This is a genomic window from Methylocystis sp. (assembly GCF_021731785.1).
Lineage (GTDB): Bacteria > Pseudomonadota > Alphaproteobacteria > Rhizobiales > Beijerinckiaceae > Methylocystis.
On record NZ_JAKFWS010000029.1, the window covers coordinates 1 to 18,843 of the forward strand.

General features: G+C 62.2%; 22 protein-coding genes, 1 tRNA gene and 2 pseudogenes. 15 read left to right on the forward strand and 10 right to left on the reverse strand.

Going from position 1 to position 18,843, the window contains the following annotated elements; all coding sequences use genetic code 11:
• From nifH to QZ964_RS05715, 11 genes and pseudogenes are all read left to right on the forward strand, one after another.
• Positions 1-97 (forward strand): annotated as a pseudogene (gene nifH / locus QZ964_RS05665) (nitrogenase reductase); the annotation flags it as partial.
• 71 nt (positions 98-168) lie between these two features.
• On the forward strand, positions 169-873 hold the full coding sequence (locus tag QZ964_RS05670; RefSeq protein WP_292529778.1) for a nitrogen fixation protein NifQ: 705 nt from the start codon (positions 169-171) through the stop codon (positions 871-873).
• 137 nt (positions 874-1,010) lie between these two features.
• Positions 1,011-1,331, forward strand: a complete 321-nt coding sequence (locus QZ964_RS05675; protein WP_292529781.1) for an iron-sulfur cluster assembly accessory protein — start codon at positions 1,011-1,013, stop codon at positions 1,329-1,331.
• Positions 1,332-1,427: 96 nt separating this feature from the next.
• Positions 1,428-2,615: a homocitrate synthase gene (gene nifV / locus QZ964_RS05680; protein ID WP_292529848.1), complete on the forward strand. Its 1,188-nt coding sequence runs from the start codon at positions 1,428-1,430 to the stop codon at positions 2,613-2,615.
• A 6-nt stretch (positions 2,616-2,621) separates the two neighbouring features.
• A complete protein-coding gene (gene cysE / locus QZ964_RS05685) occupies positions 2,622-3,419 on the forward strand; it encodes a serine O-acetyltransferase (protein ID WP_292529782.1) in 798 nt (265 codons plus the stop codon).
• An 11-nt stretch (positions 3,420-3,430) separates the two neighbouring features.
• Entirely contained in the window at positions 3,431-3,757 is a 327-nt protein-coding gene (gene nifW / locus QZ964_RS05690) for a nitrogenase stabilizing/protective protein NifW (protein WP_292529784.1), read from the forward strand.
• A 29-nt stretch (positions 3,758-3,786) separates the two neighbouring features.
• On the forward strand, positions 3,787-4,629 hold the full coding sequence (locus tag QZ964_RS05695) for an electron transfer flavoprotein subunit beta/FixA family protein (protein ID WP_292529786.1): 843 nt from the start codon (positions 3,787-3,789) through the stop codon (positions 4,627-4,629).
• Positions 4,630-4,651: 22 nt separating this feature from the next.
• Positions 4,652-5,755 carry an electron transfer flavoprotein subunit alpha/FixB family protein gene (locus QZ964_RS05700; RefSeq protein ID WP_292529789.1) on the forward strand — a complete coding sequence of 368 codons (1,104 nt, stop codon included), beginning with the start codon at positions 4,652-4,654 and terminating at the stop codon, positions 5,753-5,755.
• An 11-nt stretch (positions 5,756-5,766) separates the two neighbouring features.
• Positions 5,767-7,074, forward strand: a complete 1,308-nt coding sequence (locus QZ964_RS05705) for an FAD-dependent oxidoreductase (protein WP_292529792.1) — start codon at positions 5,767-5,769, stop codon at positions 7,072-7,074.
• Between the two features lie 35 nt (positions 7,075-7,109).
• Complete coding sequence (locus QZ964_RS05710) at positions 7,110-7,406, forward strand: ferredoxin family protein (protein WP_292529794.1); 297 nt, start codon at positions 7,110-7,112, stop codon at positions 7,404-7,406.
• 40 nt (positions 7,407-7,446) lie between these two features.
• Positions 7,447-8,064 (forward strand): glutathione S-transferase N-terminal domain-containing protein, encoded by a 618-nt coding sequence (locus QZ964_RS05715; protein WP_292529797.1) that lies wholly within the window; start codon positions 7,447-7,449, stop codon positions 8,062-8,064.
• An 85-nt stretch (positions 8,065-8,149) separates the two neighbouring features.
• On the opposite strand, the gene QZ964_RS05720 is transcribed toward QZ964_RS05715, so the two are convergent.
• The 4 genes from QZ964_RS05720 to QZ964_RS05735 form a co-directional block, all read right to left on the reverse strand.
• Entirely contained in the window at positions 8,150-8,563 is a 414-nt protein-coding gene (locus tag QZ964_RS05720; RefSeq protein WP_292529851.1) for a group II truncated hemoglobin, read from the reverse strand.
• Between the two features lie 23 nt (positions 8,564-8,586).
• Positions 8,587-9,453: a xanthine dehydrogenase gene (locus QZ964_RS05725; protein ID WP_292529799.1), complete on the reverse strand. Its 867-nt coding sequence runs from the start codon at positions 9,451-9,453 to the stop codon at positions 8,587-8,589.
• A gap of 80 nt (positions 9,454-9,533) precedes the next feature.
• Positions 9,534-9,848, reverse strand: coding sequence for a hypothetical protein (locus QZ964_RS05730; RefSeq protein WP_292529800.1), 315 nt, complete (start codon positions 9,846-9,848; stop codon positions 9,534-9,536).
• Between the two features lie 56 nt (positions 9,849-9,904).
• Positions 9,905-10,237, reverse strand: a complete 333-nt coding sequence (locus tag QZ964_RS05735; RefSeq protein ID WP_292529801.1) for a Rieske 2Fe-2S domain-containing protein — start codon at positions 10,235-10,237, stop codon at positions 9,905-9,907.
• 81 nt (positions 10,238-10,318) lie between these two features.
• Between QZ964_RS05735 and QZ964_RS05740 the strand changes: the two genes are divergently transcribed.
• Complete coding sequence (locus tag QZ964_RS05740; protein ID WP_292529803.1) at positions 10,319-10,561, forward strand: hypothetical protein; 243 nt, start codon at positions 10,319-10,321, stop codon at positions 10,559-10,561.
• On the forward strand, positions 10,558-10,779 hold the full coding sequence (locus QZ964_RS05745; RefSeq protein ID WP_292529806.1) for a type II toxin-antitoxin system HicB family antitoxin: 222 nt from the start codon (positions 10,558-10,560) through the stop codon (positions 10,777-10,779). The genes QZ964_RS05740 and QZ964_RS05745 overlap by 4 nt, the downstream gene beginning before the upstream one ends.
• A 581-nt stretch (positions 10,780-11,360) precedes the next feature.
• On the opposite strand, the pseudogene QZ964_RS05750 reads toward QZ964_RS05745, so the two are convergent.
• The 3 genes and pseudogenes from QZ964_RS05750 to QZ964_RS05760 all read right to left on the reverse strand — a co-directional run bounded on the left by QZ964_RS05750 (position 11,361) and on the right by QZ964_RS05760 (position 15,446).
• A pseudogene (locus QZ964_RS05750) lies at positions 11,361-11,964 on the reverse strand (DUF938 domain-containing protein).
• A 132-nt stretch (positions 11,965-12,096) separates the two neighbouring features.
• Positions 12,097-13,794 (reverse strand): ATP-binding protein, encoded by a 1,698-nt coding sequence (locus QZ964_RS05755; protein WP_292529808.1) that lies wholly within the window; start codon positions 13,792-13,794, stop codon positions 12,097-12,099.
• Complete coding sequence (locus QZ964_RS05760) at positions 13,791-15,446, reverse strand: SagB/ThcOx family dehydrogenase (protein WP_292529810.1); 1,656 nt, start codon at positions 15,444-15,446, stop codon at positions 13,791-13,793. Before QZ964_RS05760 ends, QZ964_RS05755 begins: the two co-directional genes overlap by 4 nt.
• 279 nt (positions 15,447-15,725) lie before the next feature.
• Here QZ964_RS05760 and QZ964_RS05765 point away from each other — a divergent pair, with 279 nt between their 5' ends.
• Together QZ964_RS05765 and QZ964_RS05770 are read left to right on the forward strand one after the other, a co-directional pair.
• On the forward strand, positions 15,726-16,688 hold the full coding sequence (locus QZ964_RS05765) for a PDR/VanB family oxidoreductase (protein ID WP_292529812.1): 963 nt from the start codon (positions 15,726-15,728) through the stop codon (positions 16,686-16,688).
• A gap of 370 nt (positions 16,689-17,058) precedes the next feature.
• Complete coding sequence (locus QZ964_RS05770) at positions 17,059-17,637, forward strand: HdeD family acid-resistance protein (protein ID WP_292529814.1); 579 nt, start codon at positions 17,059-17,061, stop codon at positions 17,635-17,637.
• A gap of 166 nt (positions 17,638-17,803) precedes the next feature.
• Here QZ964_RS05770 and QZ964_RS05775 read toward each other — a convergent pair whose 3' ends face one another.
• The 3 genes from QZ964_RS05775 to QZ964_RS05785 form a co-directional block, all read right to left on the reverse strand.
• Positions 17,804-18,010, reverse strand: a complete 207-nt coding sequence (locus QZ964_RS05775; RefSeq protein WP_292529815.1) for a hypothetical protein — start codon at positions 18,008-18,010, stop codon at positions 17,804-17,806.
• A gap of 46 nt (positions 18,011-18,056) precedes the next feature.
• A tRNA-His gene (locus tag QZ964_RS05780) sits at positions 18,057-18,133 on the reverse strand.
• A 59-nt stretch (positions 18,134-18,192) separates the two neighbouring features.
• Positions 18,193-18,756, reverse strand: coding sequence for a DUF721 domain-containing protein (locus QZ964_RS05785; RefSeq protein ID WP_292529817.1), 564 nt, complete (start codon positions 18,754-18,756; stop codon positions 18,193-18,195).
• Between the last annotated feature and the right edge of the window lie 87 nt (positions 18,757-18,843).

The window sequence follows — 18,843 nt, forward strand, 5'->3', positions numbered from 1 at the left end:
CGAGCTCGAAGACATGCTGATGGAGCACGGCATCATGAAGGCGGTCGACGAGAGCCAGATCGGCAAGACCGCCGCCGAACTCCAGGCCATCGCCTAACCCTCAATGCATGAGCGTCGGCCTCCCATAAGCCGGAGGCCGACGTTTTTTTCTTCGCGGAGCGTGACATAATGGTGCACGCCTTTCCGGACATCGAGAGCGCTGGCTTCGCATCCGCGGAGACGGAGAGCGGACGGCGCGTTCGTGACGCCGCGAACACTTATCGCGAACTGACTGGGGTTTTGCCGGAGGCGGCGAACATCGACGGCGATGCGAGTTTCGACCGTCACGTTCTGGCGTCGATTCTCGCCTTGGCGTTGAGCGAGGGTGGAAGCCTCGCGGCGCGGGCCGGTCTGTCGGACGCTGAACTCGCCGATCTGTTTTCTCTCTGGTTCGCCGCGCGCAGGATCGACCCGTCCACTGACGGGATGGAGAATCCTGTCGACGCCGACGAAATAGAAATCGTACGCGAGCTTCTTCTGGAGAACCGCTCCAGCGAAGGAGACTGCGGTCGTTGGCTCGCCGGCATGATCGCCCGCCGCGCCATGGAGCCCAACCATCTTTGGGAGGACCTCGGGCTTCGCGACAGATCTGAGTTGACGCGGCTGATCGGGCGCCATTTCGCGCCGCTCGCCCGACGCAACGACAAGAACATGCGCTGGAAGCGGTTCATCTACCGCATGATGTGTGAAAACGACGGTTTCGTCATGTGTAGCACGCCGGTGTGCTCGAACTGCGCCGACTACGACCTCTGCTATGGCCCGGAAACGGGGGCCAGCCGCTTCGCGTCAGCAGCGCAACCGCCTACCGCGCCCGCCGCCAGGCAGACAGTGTAAGTTCATTCGAACAACTTTCTGTCGGGTTTTCGACAATCACAAAATTTGCCCGTCGGACTGGCGGTTTTGGCGCGAAATCGGGATGGCATGTCGATTGCTTATTCAAGCACAGGCAGTTTCATCTCGGAGGCTCCAGTATGATCACGGTCTCGCAGGCAGCCGTCGCAGCGGTAAAGGATGCGATGGCGCGGGCCTCTCAACAGGAGGGCGGCCTGCGCATCCTGGTTAAGGAAGGCGGCTGCGCCGGCTACGAATATGTCGTCGATCTTGATCCGCTGCAGAGAAACGACGACATCGTCGTCGAGGCGGACGGCATACGCGTGCTGATCGATCCGGCCTCGCGTCCGCGCCTGGAAGGCATGACGCTCGGGTTTCGCCAGGATCTCGCCGGTTCCGGCTTTACCTTCGAAAATCCCAACGCAAGCTCGACCTGCGGCTGCCAGAAATCCTTCAACTGAAGGGGCGGTCCAAATGCTTGTAGCAGTTGCGCGATTGTTCCCTGGTTCCAGGAAAGCGGGTGCCTTGGGCGTTCGTATGAGTCGATGACGACATATATGCCCCTAACGAGTTCGCGCCCTCCCGTCGCTTCGCCGACGCAGAGAACGCTTGATGTGGTGTTGAACGACACCACGTTGAGGGATGGCGAACAGGCCCCGGGCGTCGCTTTCACCTGCGCAGAAAAACTCGAAATTGCGCGCGCCTTGGCGCGCGCCGGCGTCACTGAACTCGAAGCCGGAACGCCGGCGATGGGCGGTGTGGAGATCGCGATGATCCGAGCGATCGTCGACGCCGGATTGCCGCTTCGTGCGATCGCTTGGTGCCGGATGCGCGTCGAGGATGTCGACGCGGCGCTGGCGTCTCGCGTTTCGATGGTCAATCTGTCGGTGCCGGTCTCCGAAACGCAGATCGGCGCGAAATTGCGCGGCGGGCGCGCCCAGGCGCTGGAGATGACGCGGCGCGTCGTCGCCTACGCGCGGGACAAGGGCCTGGACGTCGCGGTTGGCGGCGAGGATTCTTCGCGCGCCGAGCCGGAATTCCTGATGGAGACGATGGCGGTCGCGCAAGCCGCCGGCGCCCGACGATTTCGGGTCGCCGACACGTTGAGCGTGCTCGATCCTTTCGCCGCATTCGAACTGATCGCCAAACTGCGCGCGGCGAGCGACCTTGAAATCGAAATCCACTGTCACGACGATTTGGGTCTTGCCACCGCCAACACATTGGCGGGCATTCGGGCGGGCGCGACGCATGCGTCGGTCACCGTGATCGGGCTCGGCGAGCGCGCCGGCAATGCGCCGCTCGAAGAAGTCGCCGTGGCGGCGCGTCAGCTCCACAAATATGAAACCGGCATCGTGCTCACTGAATTGCGAAACGTCGCGGCGCTCGTCTCCGCCGCGGCGCGGCGACCGATCCCGCTCAACAAGTCCATCGTCGGCGAACATGTCTTCACCCATGAATCCGGCATTCACGTCGATGGGCTGCTCAAGGATCCGCGCACCTATGGAGCCTTCGATCCAAGCGTGCTCGGGCGCGTGCATGAGATCGTGATCGGCAAGCATTCCGGCTCGGCGGCGGTCACCGCGATGCTGCGACGATTGGATTTGTCGGTCAGCGTTGAGGAACTCGGCGAGATCGTCTCATGCGTGCGCGCGCATGCGCTTGATCATAAGGGGCCGGTCAGCGGCGAGGCCTTGACCTCGATCTGGCGCAGCGTCTGCGCGAGCACTCACGCGAGAGGCATGTGAGGGGTCATGCTCGAACGAGTCGCCACGATATCGAACGAGGCAGCGCAGACCAAGGCGGCGACGGCGGTGACGGAGCCGACGCGCTTGCAGCTGATCCGCGAGGACCTGGCTTGCGTCGCGACGCGCGATCCGGCCGCCCGCGGACGTCTCGAGACGCTGCTCACTTATCCCGGGCTGCACGCCGTCATTTGGCACCGCCTCGCAAATTGGCTGTGGGTCAACGATCATCGCTTCGGGGCGCGGCTCCTCTCCTGGTTTGCGCGCTTTCTGACCAATGTGGACATCCATCCCGGCGCGACGATCGGGCGACGCTTTTTCATCGACCACGGCGCCGGCGTCGTCATTGGCGAGACGGCGGTCGTCGGCGACGACGTGACGCTCTACCACGGCGTGACGCTCGGCGGCGTCTCCTGGTCGCCGGGCAAGCGCCATCCAACGCTCGAAGACGAGGTGATCGTCGGCGCCGGCGCGAAGATTCTCGGTCCCATTACGATCGGCCGCAATGCGCGCGTGGGCGCGAATTCCGTCGTGATCGAAAATGTGATGCGCGACGCCACGGTGGTCGGAATCCCGGCAAAGATCGTGCATCGCGACATCGGCCGCTGCACGTTCGACGGCCGCATCAACCTCAATCACCATCTGATGCCCGACCCGGTCGGCGAGGCCTTCTCGGTCCTGCTTGATCGCGTTGAGTTTTTGGAGACGCGGGTGTCGCACCTGCAGAGGCGTCTGCGGGAACGCGAGTCTACCGCGAAGACCCACGCTGGCGCCGCGCCGAAGCCGGAGCCGGCGGAAATCGTTTGAAGGAGACCAAAATGTCCGAGCCCGCCATTCTGGAGCAACTGAAAAAGGCCTCCTGCGCGGAAGAATTCTTCGCGCTTCTCGGCGTCGAATATGATCCGAAAGTGGTGAATGTCGCGCGCCTCCATATTCTGCGGCGCATGGGGCAGTATCTCTTCAGCGAGGATTTCTCCGAGTCTGACGACGCCAAGGTCGCTGAGCGCTGCAAAGACTTTTTGGAGCGCGCCTATCAGGACTTTCTGACATCGACGCCGATCGACGAGCGCTTGTTCAAAGTCCACAAGGACGCCGTCAAGCCGGCGGCGCCGCCGTCATTGGTGCAGCTCAACGTTCTGAAGTGAATCCTAGAGAATATGCGGGGATAACTCGAATGCATATCGTCGTCTGCATGAAGCAAGTGCCCGACTCGGCGCAGATCCGGGTTCACCCGGTAACCAACACGATCATGCGCCAGGGCGTTCCGACGATCATCAACCCATATGATCTCTTCGCGATCGAAGAGGCGCTGCGGCTGCGACAACAGTTCGGCGGCGAGGTCACCATCCTCACCATGGGGCCGCCCTCCGCCGAGGATAGCCTGCGTAAGGCGCTGAGCTTTGGCGCCAACCGCGCTGTGCTCTTGACCGACCGCTTCTTCGCCGGCGCCGACACGCTGGCGACGACATATGCGCTGGCGACGGCCATTCGCAAGATCGGTGTGGAGTTTGGTTCGCCCAACATCGTCTTCACCGGCAAGCAGACGATCGACGGCGACACTGCGCAGGTGGGACCGGGCGTCGCCAAGCGGCTCGGCCTGATGCAGCTCACTTATGTCTCGCATATCGACAAGGTCGATCTCGAGGCCGGCACGATCGACGTCGAGCGGCGCAGCGAGGGCGGCGTGCAGAAGTTGCGCAGTAAAATGCCCTGCCTGATCTCGATCCTCGAAGGCGTCAACGAGATGCGAATTGGTTCGCTGAGCGACGCGTTGGCGGCGGCGCGGGCGACGATCATCAAATGGAGCGCCCAGGACGCCGGCGTCGAGGACATCACCAAATGCGGACTGCGGGGCTCGCCGACGATCGTCAAGCGCGTCTTCGCGCCGAAGCCGCGTGCGGAAAAGGCTGAGTTCATTGAGCTCGGCGACAAGCCGGGAGACGCCTTCGTCGATGAATTGTTCAAGCGCCGGCCGAAACTCGAAGCCGAGCTCGGGCAATTGACGCGCGGCTATTGATCTTGAAACAGGAGCGCGACACATGAACGACACGGCAAAGGCTCCTGCTCCGGCGGGGCGCGCGGCGGCCAAAAAAGAGCTGCCCGAGCATCTCAAAGCCTACAAGCATGTCTGGGTCTTCATCGAGCAGGAGCGAGGACAAGCTCATCCCGTCTCTTGGGAGCTGATGGGCGCGGGGCGAATTCTCGCCAACAAGCTCGGGGTCGATCTCGCGGCGGTCGTCGTTGGGGCGCGCAACGAGGCGACGCAGTCCGTCGTGCGGGAAAGCTTCAACTATGGCGCAGACCTCGCCTATCTCGTCACGGACGACATCCTCACGGATTACCGCAACGAGAGCTACACCAAGGCGATGACGGATCTCGTCAACGCCTATAAGCCGGAAATCCTGCTGCTCGGCGCGACGATTTTGGGGCGCGATCTCGCCGGCTCGGTGGCGACGACGCTGCTGACAGGTCTCACCGCCGATTGTACGGAACTCGACGTTGACGCGGAAGGTTCGCTCGCCGCGACGCGTCCGACATTCGGCGGCTCGCTGCTCTGCACGATCTTCACGCTCAACTATCGCCCGCAAATGGCGACCGTGCGCCCGCGCGTGATGCCAATGCCCGAGCGAGTGGAAAAACCGATCGGTCGGGTGATCGAACATCCGCTCGGCCTGGTGGAAGACGACATTGTCACGAAAGTGTTGTCCTTTCTGCCAGACCGCGATTCGACAAAATCCAATTTGGCTTTCGCCGACGTGGTCGTCGCCGGCGGCCTCGGTCTTGGTTCTCCGGAAAACTTCCAACTTATCCGCCAGCTGGCGAGCGCGATCGGCGCGGAATTCGGCTGTTCGCGCCCGCTCGTGCAAAAGGGATGGGTCAGCTCGGACCGACAGATCGGCCAGACCGGCAAAACCATCCGACCCAAGCTTTACATCGCCGCGGGCATCTCCGGCGCGATCCAGCATCGCGTAGGCGTCGAGGGCGCGGATTACATCGTCGCGATCAACACCGACAAGAACGCGCCGATCTTCGATTTCGCCCATGTCGGGATCGTCACCGACGCGGTACGGCTTTTGCCTGCACTCACGGAAGCGTTCTCGAAACGATTGTCTCCGCACCAGCGCGACCGTCTAGCGAGCTAGGGGAGATACGCATGATCGAAGAAAGATTCGACGCGATCGTTGTTGGCGCCGGCATGGCCGGCAACGCCGCCGCCCTGACGCTGGCGCGCAAGGGCCTCAAGGTCCTGCAATTGGAGCGCGGCGAATATTCCGGCTCCAAGAATGTGCAGGGCGCGATCCTCTATTCTGACATGCTGGAGAAGCTTGTCCCGGACTTCCGTGAAGACGCGCCCCTGGAGCGCCATCTCGTCGAGCAGCGCTTCTGGATGATGGACGACAACTCCCACACGGGACTCCATTACCGCTCTGACGAATTCAACGAGGAGCGTCCTAACCGCTACACGATCATCCGCGCGCAATTCGACAAATGGTTCTCCAAGAAGGTTCAGGAGGCCGGCGCGGTCGTTCTGTGCGAAACCACCGTCCTGGAACTGTTGCAGGACGCCTATGGAAAAGTCATCGGCGTGCGCACGGACCGCAAGAACGGACAGGTCGGCGCCGACGTCGTCGTGCTGGCGGAAGGCGTCAGCGGGCTGCTTGGCACGAGAGCCGGCCTACGCAAGACGCCCGACAAGAACAATGTCGCTCTGGCGGTCAAGGAAATGCACTTCCTTCCGCAAGAAATTCTGGAAGCCCGCTTCAATCTGCGCGGCGACGAAGGCGCGGTCATCGAGGCGGTCGGCACCATCTCGCAAGGCATGACCGGGATGGGCTTCATTTACACCAATAAGGAGTCGATCTCGCTCGGCATCGGCTGTCTCGTCGCGGATTTCGAGAAGACGGGGCAGACGCCATACGGGCTTTTGGAAAAGTTCAAGCAGCATCCTTCGGTGGCGGCGCTCATCGCAGGCTCGGAAGTCAAGGAATACGCTGCGCATCTGATCCCTGAAGGCGGCTTCAAGGCGATTCCGCAGCTCTATGGCGATGGCTGGGTCGTGGTTGGCGACGCCGCGCAGTTGAACAACGCCGTCCATCGCGAAGGCTCAAATCTGGCGATGACCTCCGGCCGGCTCGCCGCGGAAGCGATCTTCCAGATCAAGTCGCGCCGCGATCCGATGACGAAGGAGAATTTGGCGCTCTACAAGAAGATGCTCGACGAATCCTTCGTCATGAAGGATTTGAAGAAATATCGCGACATGCCGGACCTGCTTCACATCCAGGCGCAGAACTTCTTCCTGACCTATCCGCAGCTCGTCTCGAAGGCGATGACGAATTTCCTGCGCGTCGACGGCACGACGAAGCGGGAAAAAGAGAAGACCACGTTCCGCTCCTTCCTTGCGGCGCGTTCGCTGACCGGACTGGTCGGCGACGCCGTTCGGCTGGCGCGCGCGTGGAGGTAGTCGGGCGCGATACGCTTTAGCAACGGAGAAGGACAATGAGCGCAGAATCAGCTGTCCGGGTAGAGGACAAGCTTTACCTCAATCGCTATCTCGTCGACGCCGGCCGCGCCCACATCAAGGTGCGTCCACACACCAAGCCGTCGCCGCAACTTCTTAGCCTGCTGAACGTCTGTCCGGCGCATTGCTATGAAATGAACTCTGCGGGGCAGGTCGAGATCGCGACCGACGGCTGCGTCGAATGCGGCACGTGCCGGATCATTGCCGAGCCGAGCGGCGACATCGAATGGAATTATCCGCGCGGCGGCTACGGCGTGCTGTTCAAATTCGGCTGAGATCACTCGACGCCGATCAGACGCGCAAGGCACGCGGGGAATGAAATTCTATATGACGCCCGGATCTTGCTCCACGGGCATACACATCCTGCTGGAAGAGATCGGGCTGGTTTTCGAGGCCTACATCGTCAATCTCGTCAAGGGCGATCACCTCAAGCCGGACTATTTGGCGATCAACCCGAATGGCACGATCCCAACTCTGTTGCGCGACGACGGTGTCGCGCTGACGGATTTTCACTCGATCGCCTTATGGCTTGCGGAGACCTATCCACGTCGCAAGCTTCTTCCGGAGAGCGCGGATGCGCGCGAGGCGGCGTTGGCCGCCATGCATTTTTGCGTTCAGCATATTCACGGCGAAGGCTTTCGACGCGTGTTCACGCCGGAGCGCTACGCCGGGCGACAGGCCGACGTCGAGGCGATCAAGGCCGAAGGACGCGAAATCGTCGTGGCGGCGCTGACCGCGATCGATACGGAACTTGCGGGCAAGGACTATGTCGCCGGCGGCTTTTCGCTTGCCGACGCGGCGCTGTTCTACGTGGAGTTTTGGGCCGACAAGACCGGCATGACGCTGCCAAGCAATTGTCAGGCGCATTACGCGCGCATGAAAACGCGCCCGGCCGTCCGGCAGGTGCTCGCTGAAGAAGGCTATCGCATCTGATGCGACGCGCGCGCCTCAGCCGATAGGCGGCGCAGTTTTCTTCATTTCGTCAGACATCGAGATTGAGTGATGCCTGCCGCCGCGCTCAATGGCGCTTGTCATGCGCATTATTCGGATCATTGCGCATCCAATCGGCGAGCTTGGCGAGATTTTCGCGCAGGCCTTCGCGTATGCCGACGTCTTCGATCGTCGCATCGAGCGCGCCGTTCATGCACAACATCCAGGCGTCGCGTTCAGCCGGACCGATGCGCAAATGCCCATGCCGCATGCGCAGGCGCGGATGTCCCTTTTTGGCCGAATATTCTTTAGGGCCGCCGAGCCATTCGGCCAGATAGACCTTCAGAATGGCGCGCGTCGGTCCCAAGTCGTCGGCGTGAACGGCGCGTATGCCTCGCGCTTCCGGCAATTCATCCATGTTGCGGTAGAAGGTTTCGACGAGCCGGTCGACCGTGTCCAAGCCGCCGATGCGGTCGTATATCGATGAGGGATTGTCGAGCATGGACGTCGTCACGGCCTCAAGCTTCAATGATAGGTTTCGGTGACGGACCGCGCCCAGCAGCGTCGGCGAGCCTTGGCGATTACGCGATATGCGGCGTCCGCTATGGTGCGCCCATGCTCGTCGCTGCCCGTCCAACTCGAGGCGCGCCCGCGCGGATCGACCTCGACGAGTTTCACATTTTGCGGCACGACCACTCCGTCGCGCGCAATGCCGCGCAGGAAGCCGTCCATGGGCGAAAAGACGCGGTGACCGTCGAGGAGACCAATCAGGTAATTCTTGAAGATTCGCGCGCCAATGTCGAGCGGCGTGCGCCAAACGCCGTCTCGGGTGGAATAGACGAAGCGGCCGCGGCCGATGCCGCCCAGGTAGCGCGGAATATGGTCGTTGGGTCGAGTTTCGCCGGTTTCGATGAGTTCGCCGGCATGGTCGGGATGCGTCTCTATCGCGACGTCACAGTTCAAGCCGGCAGCAAACTGCGGCCCGAGGCCAATGGAGAGATTCGCGATGTTGCGCAGATTGGTCGTCATGCGGCGTTTTTGCAGTCGCGCGTCGATCAGCACGTCGGGTATGCGCAGCGCGATGAGATCTGTCAGTTGCAGCGAGGTCACCGCGACGACGCCGGTTACCGTCAACGCCCGGACGATTTCCAGCGCAGTCTCGACGCGGCAGCCCTGAACGCCATCGACCTCGGTATGATCGTTGAAGAGAGCGTCGTGGAACGCCATGCCGCGCCGAATGACGGGCGGGTAGGGGTCGTGACTGATCACGACGCGGCAACCTTCCTGGGTCAGACGCGCGGCAACCGCCGAAGCAATCTCATTCGTGCCCAGAACGATTACGAAGGGCACGCTTCGATTGGACAGAAATTCGCTGAATCGCACGTGTGTCATCGTCCCTCCGGCACCGAGCGAAAGCAAAATGCAAGCCAGCGAGCGGCGCGGCGCGGGCCGCCGCGCGGCGTCGGACTGCGCTACAAATCCACATAAACGAATTTCCCCGCCTTCAATTCTGGATAATTATCGCGCAGGGCTTTCGCGATCTTTCCGACGAGCGTCTTGTCCGCGGCAGCCGAGCCTCCGACGAAATCGGTTCCCTGCATCCAGGTTTCAAAAAAACAGTGCAGCGTCTCGTCATAATCGGCGCCGGTGGGATTGGCGGTCTTGTCGCAAAGATCGGCAATGCCTACGGCGCTGACTTCGAGACGCCAGTCTCGGTCGTCTTCGACGGAACCCATAAGCTGGGCGAGCTCTTCGTTCGTCCAATCGGCTTTCAGATCCAACGCCATGCTCGTCCACCCTCCCTCGCGCGATTGCCGTCTCGCAATATACGGACCAGCGTTTCTCAGGGTTCTGCGAAGATCGGCGCGACGCCTGCCGCGTCGATATAGACGACGCCGTCTTCGATCCGCACCGGATATTCGGCGAGCGGCGTCGCATGCGGATGGGTGGGCTGGCCGCTGTTCATGTCCCAACACCACGAATGCAGCGGACAGGTGAGCATCGTCCCGTCGAAATCGGCGTCCGCCAGGGGAATGTTGGTGTGCGGACAGACTCCTTGAAATGCTTTGACGACGCCGTTTTCCGGCCAGGCGAGAACGATCAGCTGCGCGTCGGCGATGACAACGCGCATCCCTCCCTCCATGAGAGTGTCCTCCTTGCAGACGCGAACAAACATAAAGGGCGCTCCGTAAGGCTGGCTGCGAATTTGCATCGACGGCGAGCAAGATTCGAGCCGCTACCGACGGGAGGCGTCGCCGTGCACAACAAGCGCTTGGAGGCGTTTCGCAACGATCCGGGCGGGGACTGGACGCCCGCCGACTTTGAAATCACCGCCTCGCAATACGCCATCAAGTTCCGCAAGGTTACGGGAACGCATGTCGTGTTCACGCATCCTTCCGTGCTGAATTGCGTCGCCATCCCGATGAAGGCGAAGGTGAGAAGCGTTCATGTAAAGGCCTTCGTCGCTATGGTCGACCTCATGGACGAGCTGGACAAATGAGCGACGGGCCCGCCTATCGGACCAAGCTGGGGCGCGCGCCGCCCGAGGAGGGCGGCTATTACATCCTGTCTTACCCGGAGATTCCTGGCTGCTTTGGCGTCGGCGGCACGGAGGCGGAGGCGGTCGAGGACGGACGCCGCGCGCTGATCGCCGTGCTCGACGCGCTGAAGGCGGTTGATCGGCCGCCGCCCGAAGTGGGGCGGGGGGAGAGCGCGTGAGGATGGAAAATCACGGCTCCGCCGCTGCGGCGTTGCAGGAGTCTGCGGGATGCGTCAACGCCGTGCCGGCGCTTTCCATCCCGATGGGATTCCGGCTGCTGGCGCTGCGTTGCTTTCACAACGGGTCTGATCCGCCTGCCTTCGCCTGGCTCAACCAGCAAATCTTTCGCGCTCCCGACCGCATGGGTCGGCATGGGCTGTTCTTTGGCGCCACCTTTCGGCCCGAAATCATGGATTGGCTGATTGCGCGCGTCGGCCGGCCATCGTCGCGCGAGGGCGGCAAGCCGCAGCGCAATCCAGACTGGCCACGCATCATCTGGCATAAAGCGGAACGGATCTGGCCCGGACGATACGCGCACCACCGAATGGTCGATCGAGGTGGCTTTTGCGAGCGAAGATTTGGCCAGCGCCTTTCGCGAGCGCTGGCGCGAGCGACTGTCGGGCGGATTAGACGGCTGAAACGGGCTTGGAGCGCGGCTCACGAAAAAGTGGGAACCGGTTTTTCGCGTAGAGTGCGCTCAAACTTTGGGTATCGATCACGTTATCTGCATTTGGGCGATTACGCCCAAATGCTGCGTGATCTATGCGCGGCGAAAGATCACGCTGAGATTGTTGGCCGGCATTTCGATGACAGCGGGCTCGAGAAAGCCGTTGCGCGAGGCGCAGCCGGCGACGGCCTCCAAGTCGCGCAAACCGAACGCCGGATCTTTCGTCTTCAGCCAAGTCTCGAATTCAACATTGCTCGGCGCCGTCTCGACGCCCCGGCGCTTATAGGAGCCGTAAAGATAAAGCGGCGCGTTGCTCGGAAGGATTTTCGCTGCGCCTTTGAACAAGCCTTCCGTCGCCGACCAGGGCGAGATGTGGATCATGTTGATGCAGAGGATCGCGTCGGCGGCGTCGATCGGCCAATCGTCTTCGCGCGCATCGAGCGCCAAGGGTGCGCGAAGATTGGCGAGGTCGAGCGATAGGCAGCCAGGCAGCGATGCTGCGCCGCGCTGTAGGCTCGGGATCGGAGGGACAAAAGTCGAGATTCGGGAATTTCTCCGCGAAGAATGCCGCATGCTCGCCCGAGCCGCTGGCGATTTCGAGCACGACGCTCTGCGGCGGCAGAACGGGACGCAACGCCTCCAGGATCGGTTCGCGGTTACGCGCGACCGATGGCGACGTCAGCCGCGCCTCTTCCATTCTCGTGTTCCTGATCGCCAGATCACGCCGCCTTCGGACCGGGTCGCCCCGTCGCAGAAAACGTGATCGCTGTCAAAGCATGTAGCGCGCTTCTCGCGAAAAACCGGGTTCGGCCTTTTCGCGCGCCGGGCTTTATGCCGCATGCGCCGTGTCGAGGCCGCGGAAGATCGCGCAGCGGCGGAACACATTGAGGCTCGGCGGCACAGACTTCTGGTGGCAGAACTTCGCTGTGAGTTTAGCCAACCCCTTTATGTCGCGTCCCGTGGCGGCGGGGAAAATCTCGACGAGTTGGTCGATGAGCAGGTCGTCGACTTTGAGCCCGAATTGCTCGGACATCACCCGCCAGATACGGCGCTTGGCGTCAGCGTCGGGCGGGTTGTATTTGATCAGAGCGATGCAGCGCGAGACGATCGCTTCGTCGATGTCGTCGACACGGTTCGTCGTCAGGAACAGTAGACCATTAAAATATTCGAGCACGCGCAGGAAAACGCCGACGACGGCGTTCATCGCGATGTTGTCGTCGCGGCGCTTGATGTAGACGTCGGCCTCGTCGATCAGCATCACCGCGCCCCAACGCTGGGTGCGGGTCAATATCTCCTTCAGCGCCGTCTCCATCGTCGATACGTTGAGGCCCAATTGGCCGGAATGCACGCGGTACAGCGGACGCTGAATGATTTCCGAATAGACTTCCGCGGTCAGCGTCTTGCCGACGCCGGGCGGGCCGGCACAGAGCACCGTCGTGCCGCCGGACTTGCCCTGTACGATGTCGTCCATGAGCACATCCATCTCTGCGGTCAGAATGTCGATGAGATCGGTCTGCTCCTCGGGCAGAACAAGCTTGTGCTTCAACTCGGGCTGATAGCGATAGAGCTGCATTTCGTCGACATGTACCCAGACGTGATGGTGCAGATCGAGATGAAACATCAGAATGTAGGGATGCACGGGAATCTGCGTGAAGAGCCCTGGCGGAATCTGTTCGCGCAGCTCGGCGATCTCGTCCTCGCCGGAGAAATTATTGCTCTTGCCCGCCTTGCGCAGGAAATGCCCGAGCACGTCGCCTGCGGCCTCCAGCGTCAGGCTGCGCGCTGAGAGCACCGCCTCGTCGTTGACGAGCCGCGCCTCGCCGCCGCTCGTCGAGAGCACGATGACGTCCTTGCGCGTCCAGTCCGTGTCGCGATGCGTCGCATTGGGGTCTTCGGCGTGAAAGCCCGTGCCTTTGCCAGAAAATTGCGCGCCATAACGGCCGCGCCAATCGAAATAGGTCTCGCTCGCCGCGTCAAACGCTTCGATCAATGCCGGGGTCTCGCGCAAGAAGCCCTTGGCGGCGAGGATTTCGCTGATTGTTCGGCCGACGATATCGGGCGCCATGATGCGCATCAGATTGGTTTGCAGCGTGCCCTTGGCGTTGGCCTTCAGTTCGATCAGGATTTTGCCAGCCTCGTCGTTGGAGGCCGGCACATAGTCGAATCGCGTCACGACATAGGGCAGCGCCTTGGCGGCGACGCTCGCCGTGAACAGCCAGCCGCGCAGCGCGTCGGTCGTCAGATATTTGACCAGCGCCGGCAATACGTCTTCAAGATCGCCGGCCTCAAAGCGTTTGCCCTGCGACTCCAGCGCCGAGCGCAGCGTTGCGAGTTGCGCGGCTCTTGCGCGCAATTCTGGACCGGACTGCTGATACAGATCTTCGAGGAAGTCGAATTCGGCGCTGGAGAGATGCGCGAGATCGAGTTCGACTCTGTCGCCGAAGCGCAGTTGCGAAGAGAGCCCCGAATGGGCGGGAAAGCGCGCAATCAGCGCTTCGACATGAGGCCTTTCGATTTGAATGTTCATGTTCGCTCGCGCATCTCTTCAGAGTAGGCGGGGAGCGTCAGCATGCGCGAGTCTTCGAGCGCGGCGCCGACGGTGAAGTGGTAGATGTCCTGAAAGGCGTATTGTTCTGGCGACAGGCCCAGCATCGCGTGGATTTCATCGTCGAAGAAGCAACCGATCCCAGTGCCGGAAAGGCCGATGGCGCTGGCCCAGAGATAGAGCGCTTGGCCGATCGCGCCGGCTTCCCAGTGCAGAACGCGATAGCCGAAGTCGCCGTCCTCTTGCAGCGTGCGGTCGAAATCGCCGATCATTGCGACGGCGAAACAACCCTTGCCGGCGATCGCCTGGCGGCAGGCGTTCATGCTCGCCTCGCGTTCGACGGAGCCGCGCCGCAGGCGAAAGAGTTTGAGAGCGCCGATCTCGATCGGCGTCCAAAGCAACGCCATCGCCGACATTTCGCGCAGCCGCGCCGTGGCTTCGGCGTCGCGCTGCAGCAGATAGAGACCGGGCTCCACGCCCTCGACGCGATGCACGAAGAGCAGCAAATTTAGGCGCGGCGGCCAGGAGAAGGGCGCCAGGCAAGGCTCGGCGCCGGGAAGCGTCGATGTCAGCAGCGCGCAAAACGCCTCGTGCGAGAGGCGGGCGACGCCGTCCATGCGCTGCGCGCTGCGCCGGCGCCGCACCACGCGCCCGATGTCCGGCAGCGGGAAAGGGAACGCGGCTTTCGGCGCAACGCGCGACACGGGCGCCAATGTCGGCGTGCGGGGCTTGACGCAGAGCCGCGTCGCCCGATCGACGAGCGGCCAGCCGTCGTGGTCTTCGCTCAAGCGATTTGCCGCTCCTGTCCAACGCCGCGACGCGCGCGCAAAACTGGAATCGTCCGAGGCTGGCGGCGCGGTCTGATCCGTCGTGATCCACAACAGCGCATCAGGATGTTCTTCTTCGCGCCGATGTGAAGCGTCCGGCCGATCGAGGCCGAGCAGCGCCGCGATTTCGGCGTCGCCAGGTTCGCACAGGAGATGCGCGCGCCAGCCGAGCGCGGCGGCGGCCTGCGCGGCGGCGCCGATCGCATGACCGACGTCGAGTTGGCAATAGCGAAACGCGCGCTCGCCGTATTTCCAGCTTTCGCGCCAGGGCACGGAACTCAGCCCAAGCACAAAGCCGCCTTCGGGCAAAACGACCGGCGTTTCAAAAACGGCGCGACGCTCCAGCGCATGATCTTCCGGCGCGTAGTGATAAAGGGCGGCGCTCTCGCCGAGCCCGTCGGCGGCGTTGGCGAGGACATAGATTTCGGTCGGATGCAGATTTCCGGAAGACGGATTGTTGCGCAGCGCCCAAGTCGAGCCTTCGTTACTTTTCCAGGCGCTGATTCCGAAGCCGAGCTCGAGGAACAGGCCTAGCGCCATACGGTCGAGCGGAGCGGAGCGTAACGCAGGGCCGGGGAAGGGCGCAGTCTCTTCGCGATCGCGCAACGGCAGTTCGATCAGCGGAGCGCCGTCGAAGCGCCGGAAGGGCGAAGGCTGCGAAGTCCAATCGAGAAAGGCGGGCCCCAGCGCATAGCGTGTCGGGGCGTGTTTCGTGCGCCTGTGATAGCCGCGGATGTCGCTCGGCAGAGCGTCGGCGTCCGATAGCCGTTCGATCAGACTCGGGATGGTGATCTCGGCCTCAGCCATGCGGCCTCCTCGCCGTACGTTTAATTCAAGAAGGGTGCCCAGTTTGGCTGTTTGAAAATCACAAACAAGATCAAAGCCTTCACGGAGCTACGGCGAACCGCGCCCGTGATGAGGCGCAAGAATGTCGCACAAGATCGCCAAAGAGGAGACGCAACCCAGGCTTTTTGGCCGATTGGTGACATTGTCGGTTCGCCCTGGCCCCGCTCAGCGGCGACCCCTCGTGGGGTATGCTTCTTGCTACTTTCTGCGCTCTGTTCCGCATCTCGATGGGACGACGCGATGGACGATACCCTGCGTAATGTCATTGTGGCCAAGAAGACCGACGAGGCCCACAATATGGCCTCGTTCGAACTGGTCGATCCCGCCGGCGCCGATCTGCCTGCCTTCTCGGCTGGCGCGCATGTCGACGTGACTGTTCCTGGCGGCCTGGTGCGCCAATATTCCTTATGCAACAGCGCGACGGAACGCCATCGCTACGTCATTGGCGTATGGAACGACGCCAACAGCCGCGGCGGCTCCAAAGCGCTGCATGTGCAGGTGAACGTCGGCGATACGCTGCAGGTGGGCGCGCCGAGAAATCGGTTTCGCGTGCCGCGGCAAATCAAGCGCGCGATATTGATGGCGCGGGGCATCGGCGTGACGCCGATCCTGAGCGTCGCCGATCATCTTAAGCGCCAGGACGTGCCCTTCGAGTTGCACTACGTCTATGCGATGATGTCGCCGGGTTCGTTCGGCGAGATGATCGCCGCATCTAATTTCGCTGAGAACGTGGAGTATTATTACGAGTCCAGCGAGTTGAACAAACTGCTCAACCCTGCGGCGATTTTGGCGGATCGGCCTGAGGAGACGCAACTCTTTATCTGTGGCGTCGATTGGTGGCAGGATCCCATCATCAACATCGCCGAGCAGAAAGGCTGGTCCAAGGAACGCATCCATGTCGAGCGCTTCACGGCGAAAGTGCCGCCGGCGGCGCTCGACAAAGTCTTCGAAGTCAAGATCGCCAGCACGGGCGCCATCTATAAAGTCCCCGGCGACAAGACGGTCACGGCTTTTCTCGAGGAGCAGGGCGTGAAGATTCCCACTTCCTGCGAGCAGGGCATGTGCGGGGCCTGCAAGATCAAGGTCATCGAAGGCGAAGCCGATCATCGCGACAAGCGCCTCTCTGACGAAGAGAAGGCGGAAGGCTATTTTCTGGCCTGCGTGTCGCGCGCCAAGAGTGATCTGCTGGTGCTCAATTTGTAAGCGTTGCCCGTTAACTGCGACTGAGACGACTCGCCTGAGGACGCGCGCGAAGTTCGACAGCCCGCCTCTTGCAGAGAATATTAGCCGCCGCTCTTGGTAGCGTCGCCTGACAGGCTTTCGGATTGCTTTGTCGCGTAACGCGTTCTGAGCAATCTCCCTTAATCGTGCGAGATCACCATCCGTTAGCGGCTCGAAACGGCGCTCGGAGTCCATGTTTTTTCAAGAACGCGATTCGCGGTGCAATTTGTTCGAGACTCTGGCTGAGCGGAACGCCGTCGCCCGTGAATTTGTTCGGTCGCAATTATCGACTTGCTATTTGCCGCTGATAGGCAAAGATCAGGCTTTCGCCACCCTGACAGGGAAGTCTTAGATGCAGCGCCAGTTTGACTCTTTCGTTTCAGTCGCTCCCGACGTCCTCGCCGTTCATTGGGGCTGGGTCATCGCCCTTGGCATACTGGTTGGAGCGCTTGGAATCCTCGCAATCATCCGAGCCAGGATGGCGACCTTCATCGCGGTCGGCTTTCTTGGCGTTCTGCTCGTCGTCAGCGCGGTTTCCGTCCTGATATTCGCCTTTACGACGGCAGGCTTATGGACGGACTTCTTCGTCCACGTCGTCTGGGCGGTGCTTCTGGCGATCGTCGGAATCATGCTGCTGACGCGCCCGGCGATCAGCGCCGAAGCGATCACGTTGCTGATCGCGTTCTATTTCATCGCCGAAGGCGTGCTGATCATCGGCTTCGCGCTAACCTCTCACATCGACGGGCTCTGGATGTATCTGCTTCAGGGCGGCGTCGCGCTCGTGCTCGGCGCGCTTTTGCTGACCGGCTGGCCGTTCACCGGGCTTTGGGCGATCGGCACCTTCCTGGGCATCGATCTGCTGTTCAAGGGGTGGGGCATCATCGCGCTCGGCTTCGCCCTTCGCGCGATCTCCGAGGGCAATTTGCTTTAGGCTCGCAATGGCTCGGATGTCATTCCCGATCCGCGGGAATCCAGCGTAGAACAAGCATCATGAAAGTTGCTCTGGATTCCCGGTCAGGCCTTCGGCCTGCCGGGAATGACGGCGTCCGAGCGAACGGATCAGCCAGAATTCTGTCACAGGCCTGCGATGAGCCCGCTCAATCGACGCCGCCGGCGGGATTGGCGAGCCAGTAGACCACGCAAAAAGCGGCCGTGATCAGGCCGGAGCCGAAAAAGGCGCCCGCCATGCGCTCGTCGGGAATGGCGTAGCTGGCGACCGACATCAGCAGTCCGAAGATCGCGACATAGATCGGCCGCGGGTCGCGGTCCGGCGGCCTGTCCACAAGCCTTCGTCGCCAACTCATAGTCCCGCCCCATGCTCCGCCGCAATATTTGCCGGCGCCAAGAACATGGTACCGCCACCCCGGCTCGAACGGGGGACCCCCAGATCCACAATCTGGTGCTCTAACCAACTGAGCTATGGCGGCGTTTAGCGGCGCGAACCTAAAAGCATGCGTGCGCGATTGCAAGCCTCTGCGGGGGCCGGTCAAGCGTCGCCGGGCGCGCAGTTTAAGTCCGCCAGAGCGCGTTCGCCGAGCCTGACGAGCGCGGCGCGCAGGCCCTCGTCGGCGACGCCTTCGGTCGCCTTGATGGCGCGGGCGCGGGCGGCGGCGTCTGATCCAGGAGAGCGGCCTCGGCTCGGCCGCGGCGCCGACGCAGGGCGCAATTTTTCCTGCCGCAGCGCGATCCGCGCCACGCAACGCCAGCCAAGATGCGCATTCACCCGGTCGATGATGATCGGCGCGAGATGCTGCGCTTCGAGTCCGAACCCCGGGTCAACCCGCAGCACCAGCGTCGCCGGCTCCCGAGGCGTCTTTTCGCGGCGTTTTGCGGCCGCCGGATCGTTCGACTTGCCCCGCGCTCGCGGCGGCCACTGCAGAGTCGCGGGTTCGCAGATGCGCGCGATTCGCGCGCCGACGATCTCGCTCCAGCACAGCAGTAGCGAAGCTTCGCCAAAGCCGCGCGCGGCGATGAGCGGGTCAAGTTCGCGCGAGACGTAATCCCCGAGCGAACGCGCTCTGAAGCCTTTGGCGCGCGAAGCAGCGCTCATTGGACGTGCGGCGGAGCCGCCTCCTTGGGATTGGCGGCGAGGCCGCCTTCTTGCGAGGGCGAGGCTTCGCCCTCTATCAATCGTTCT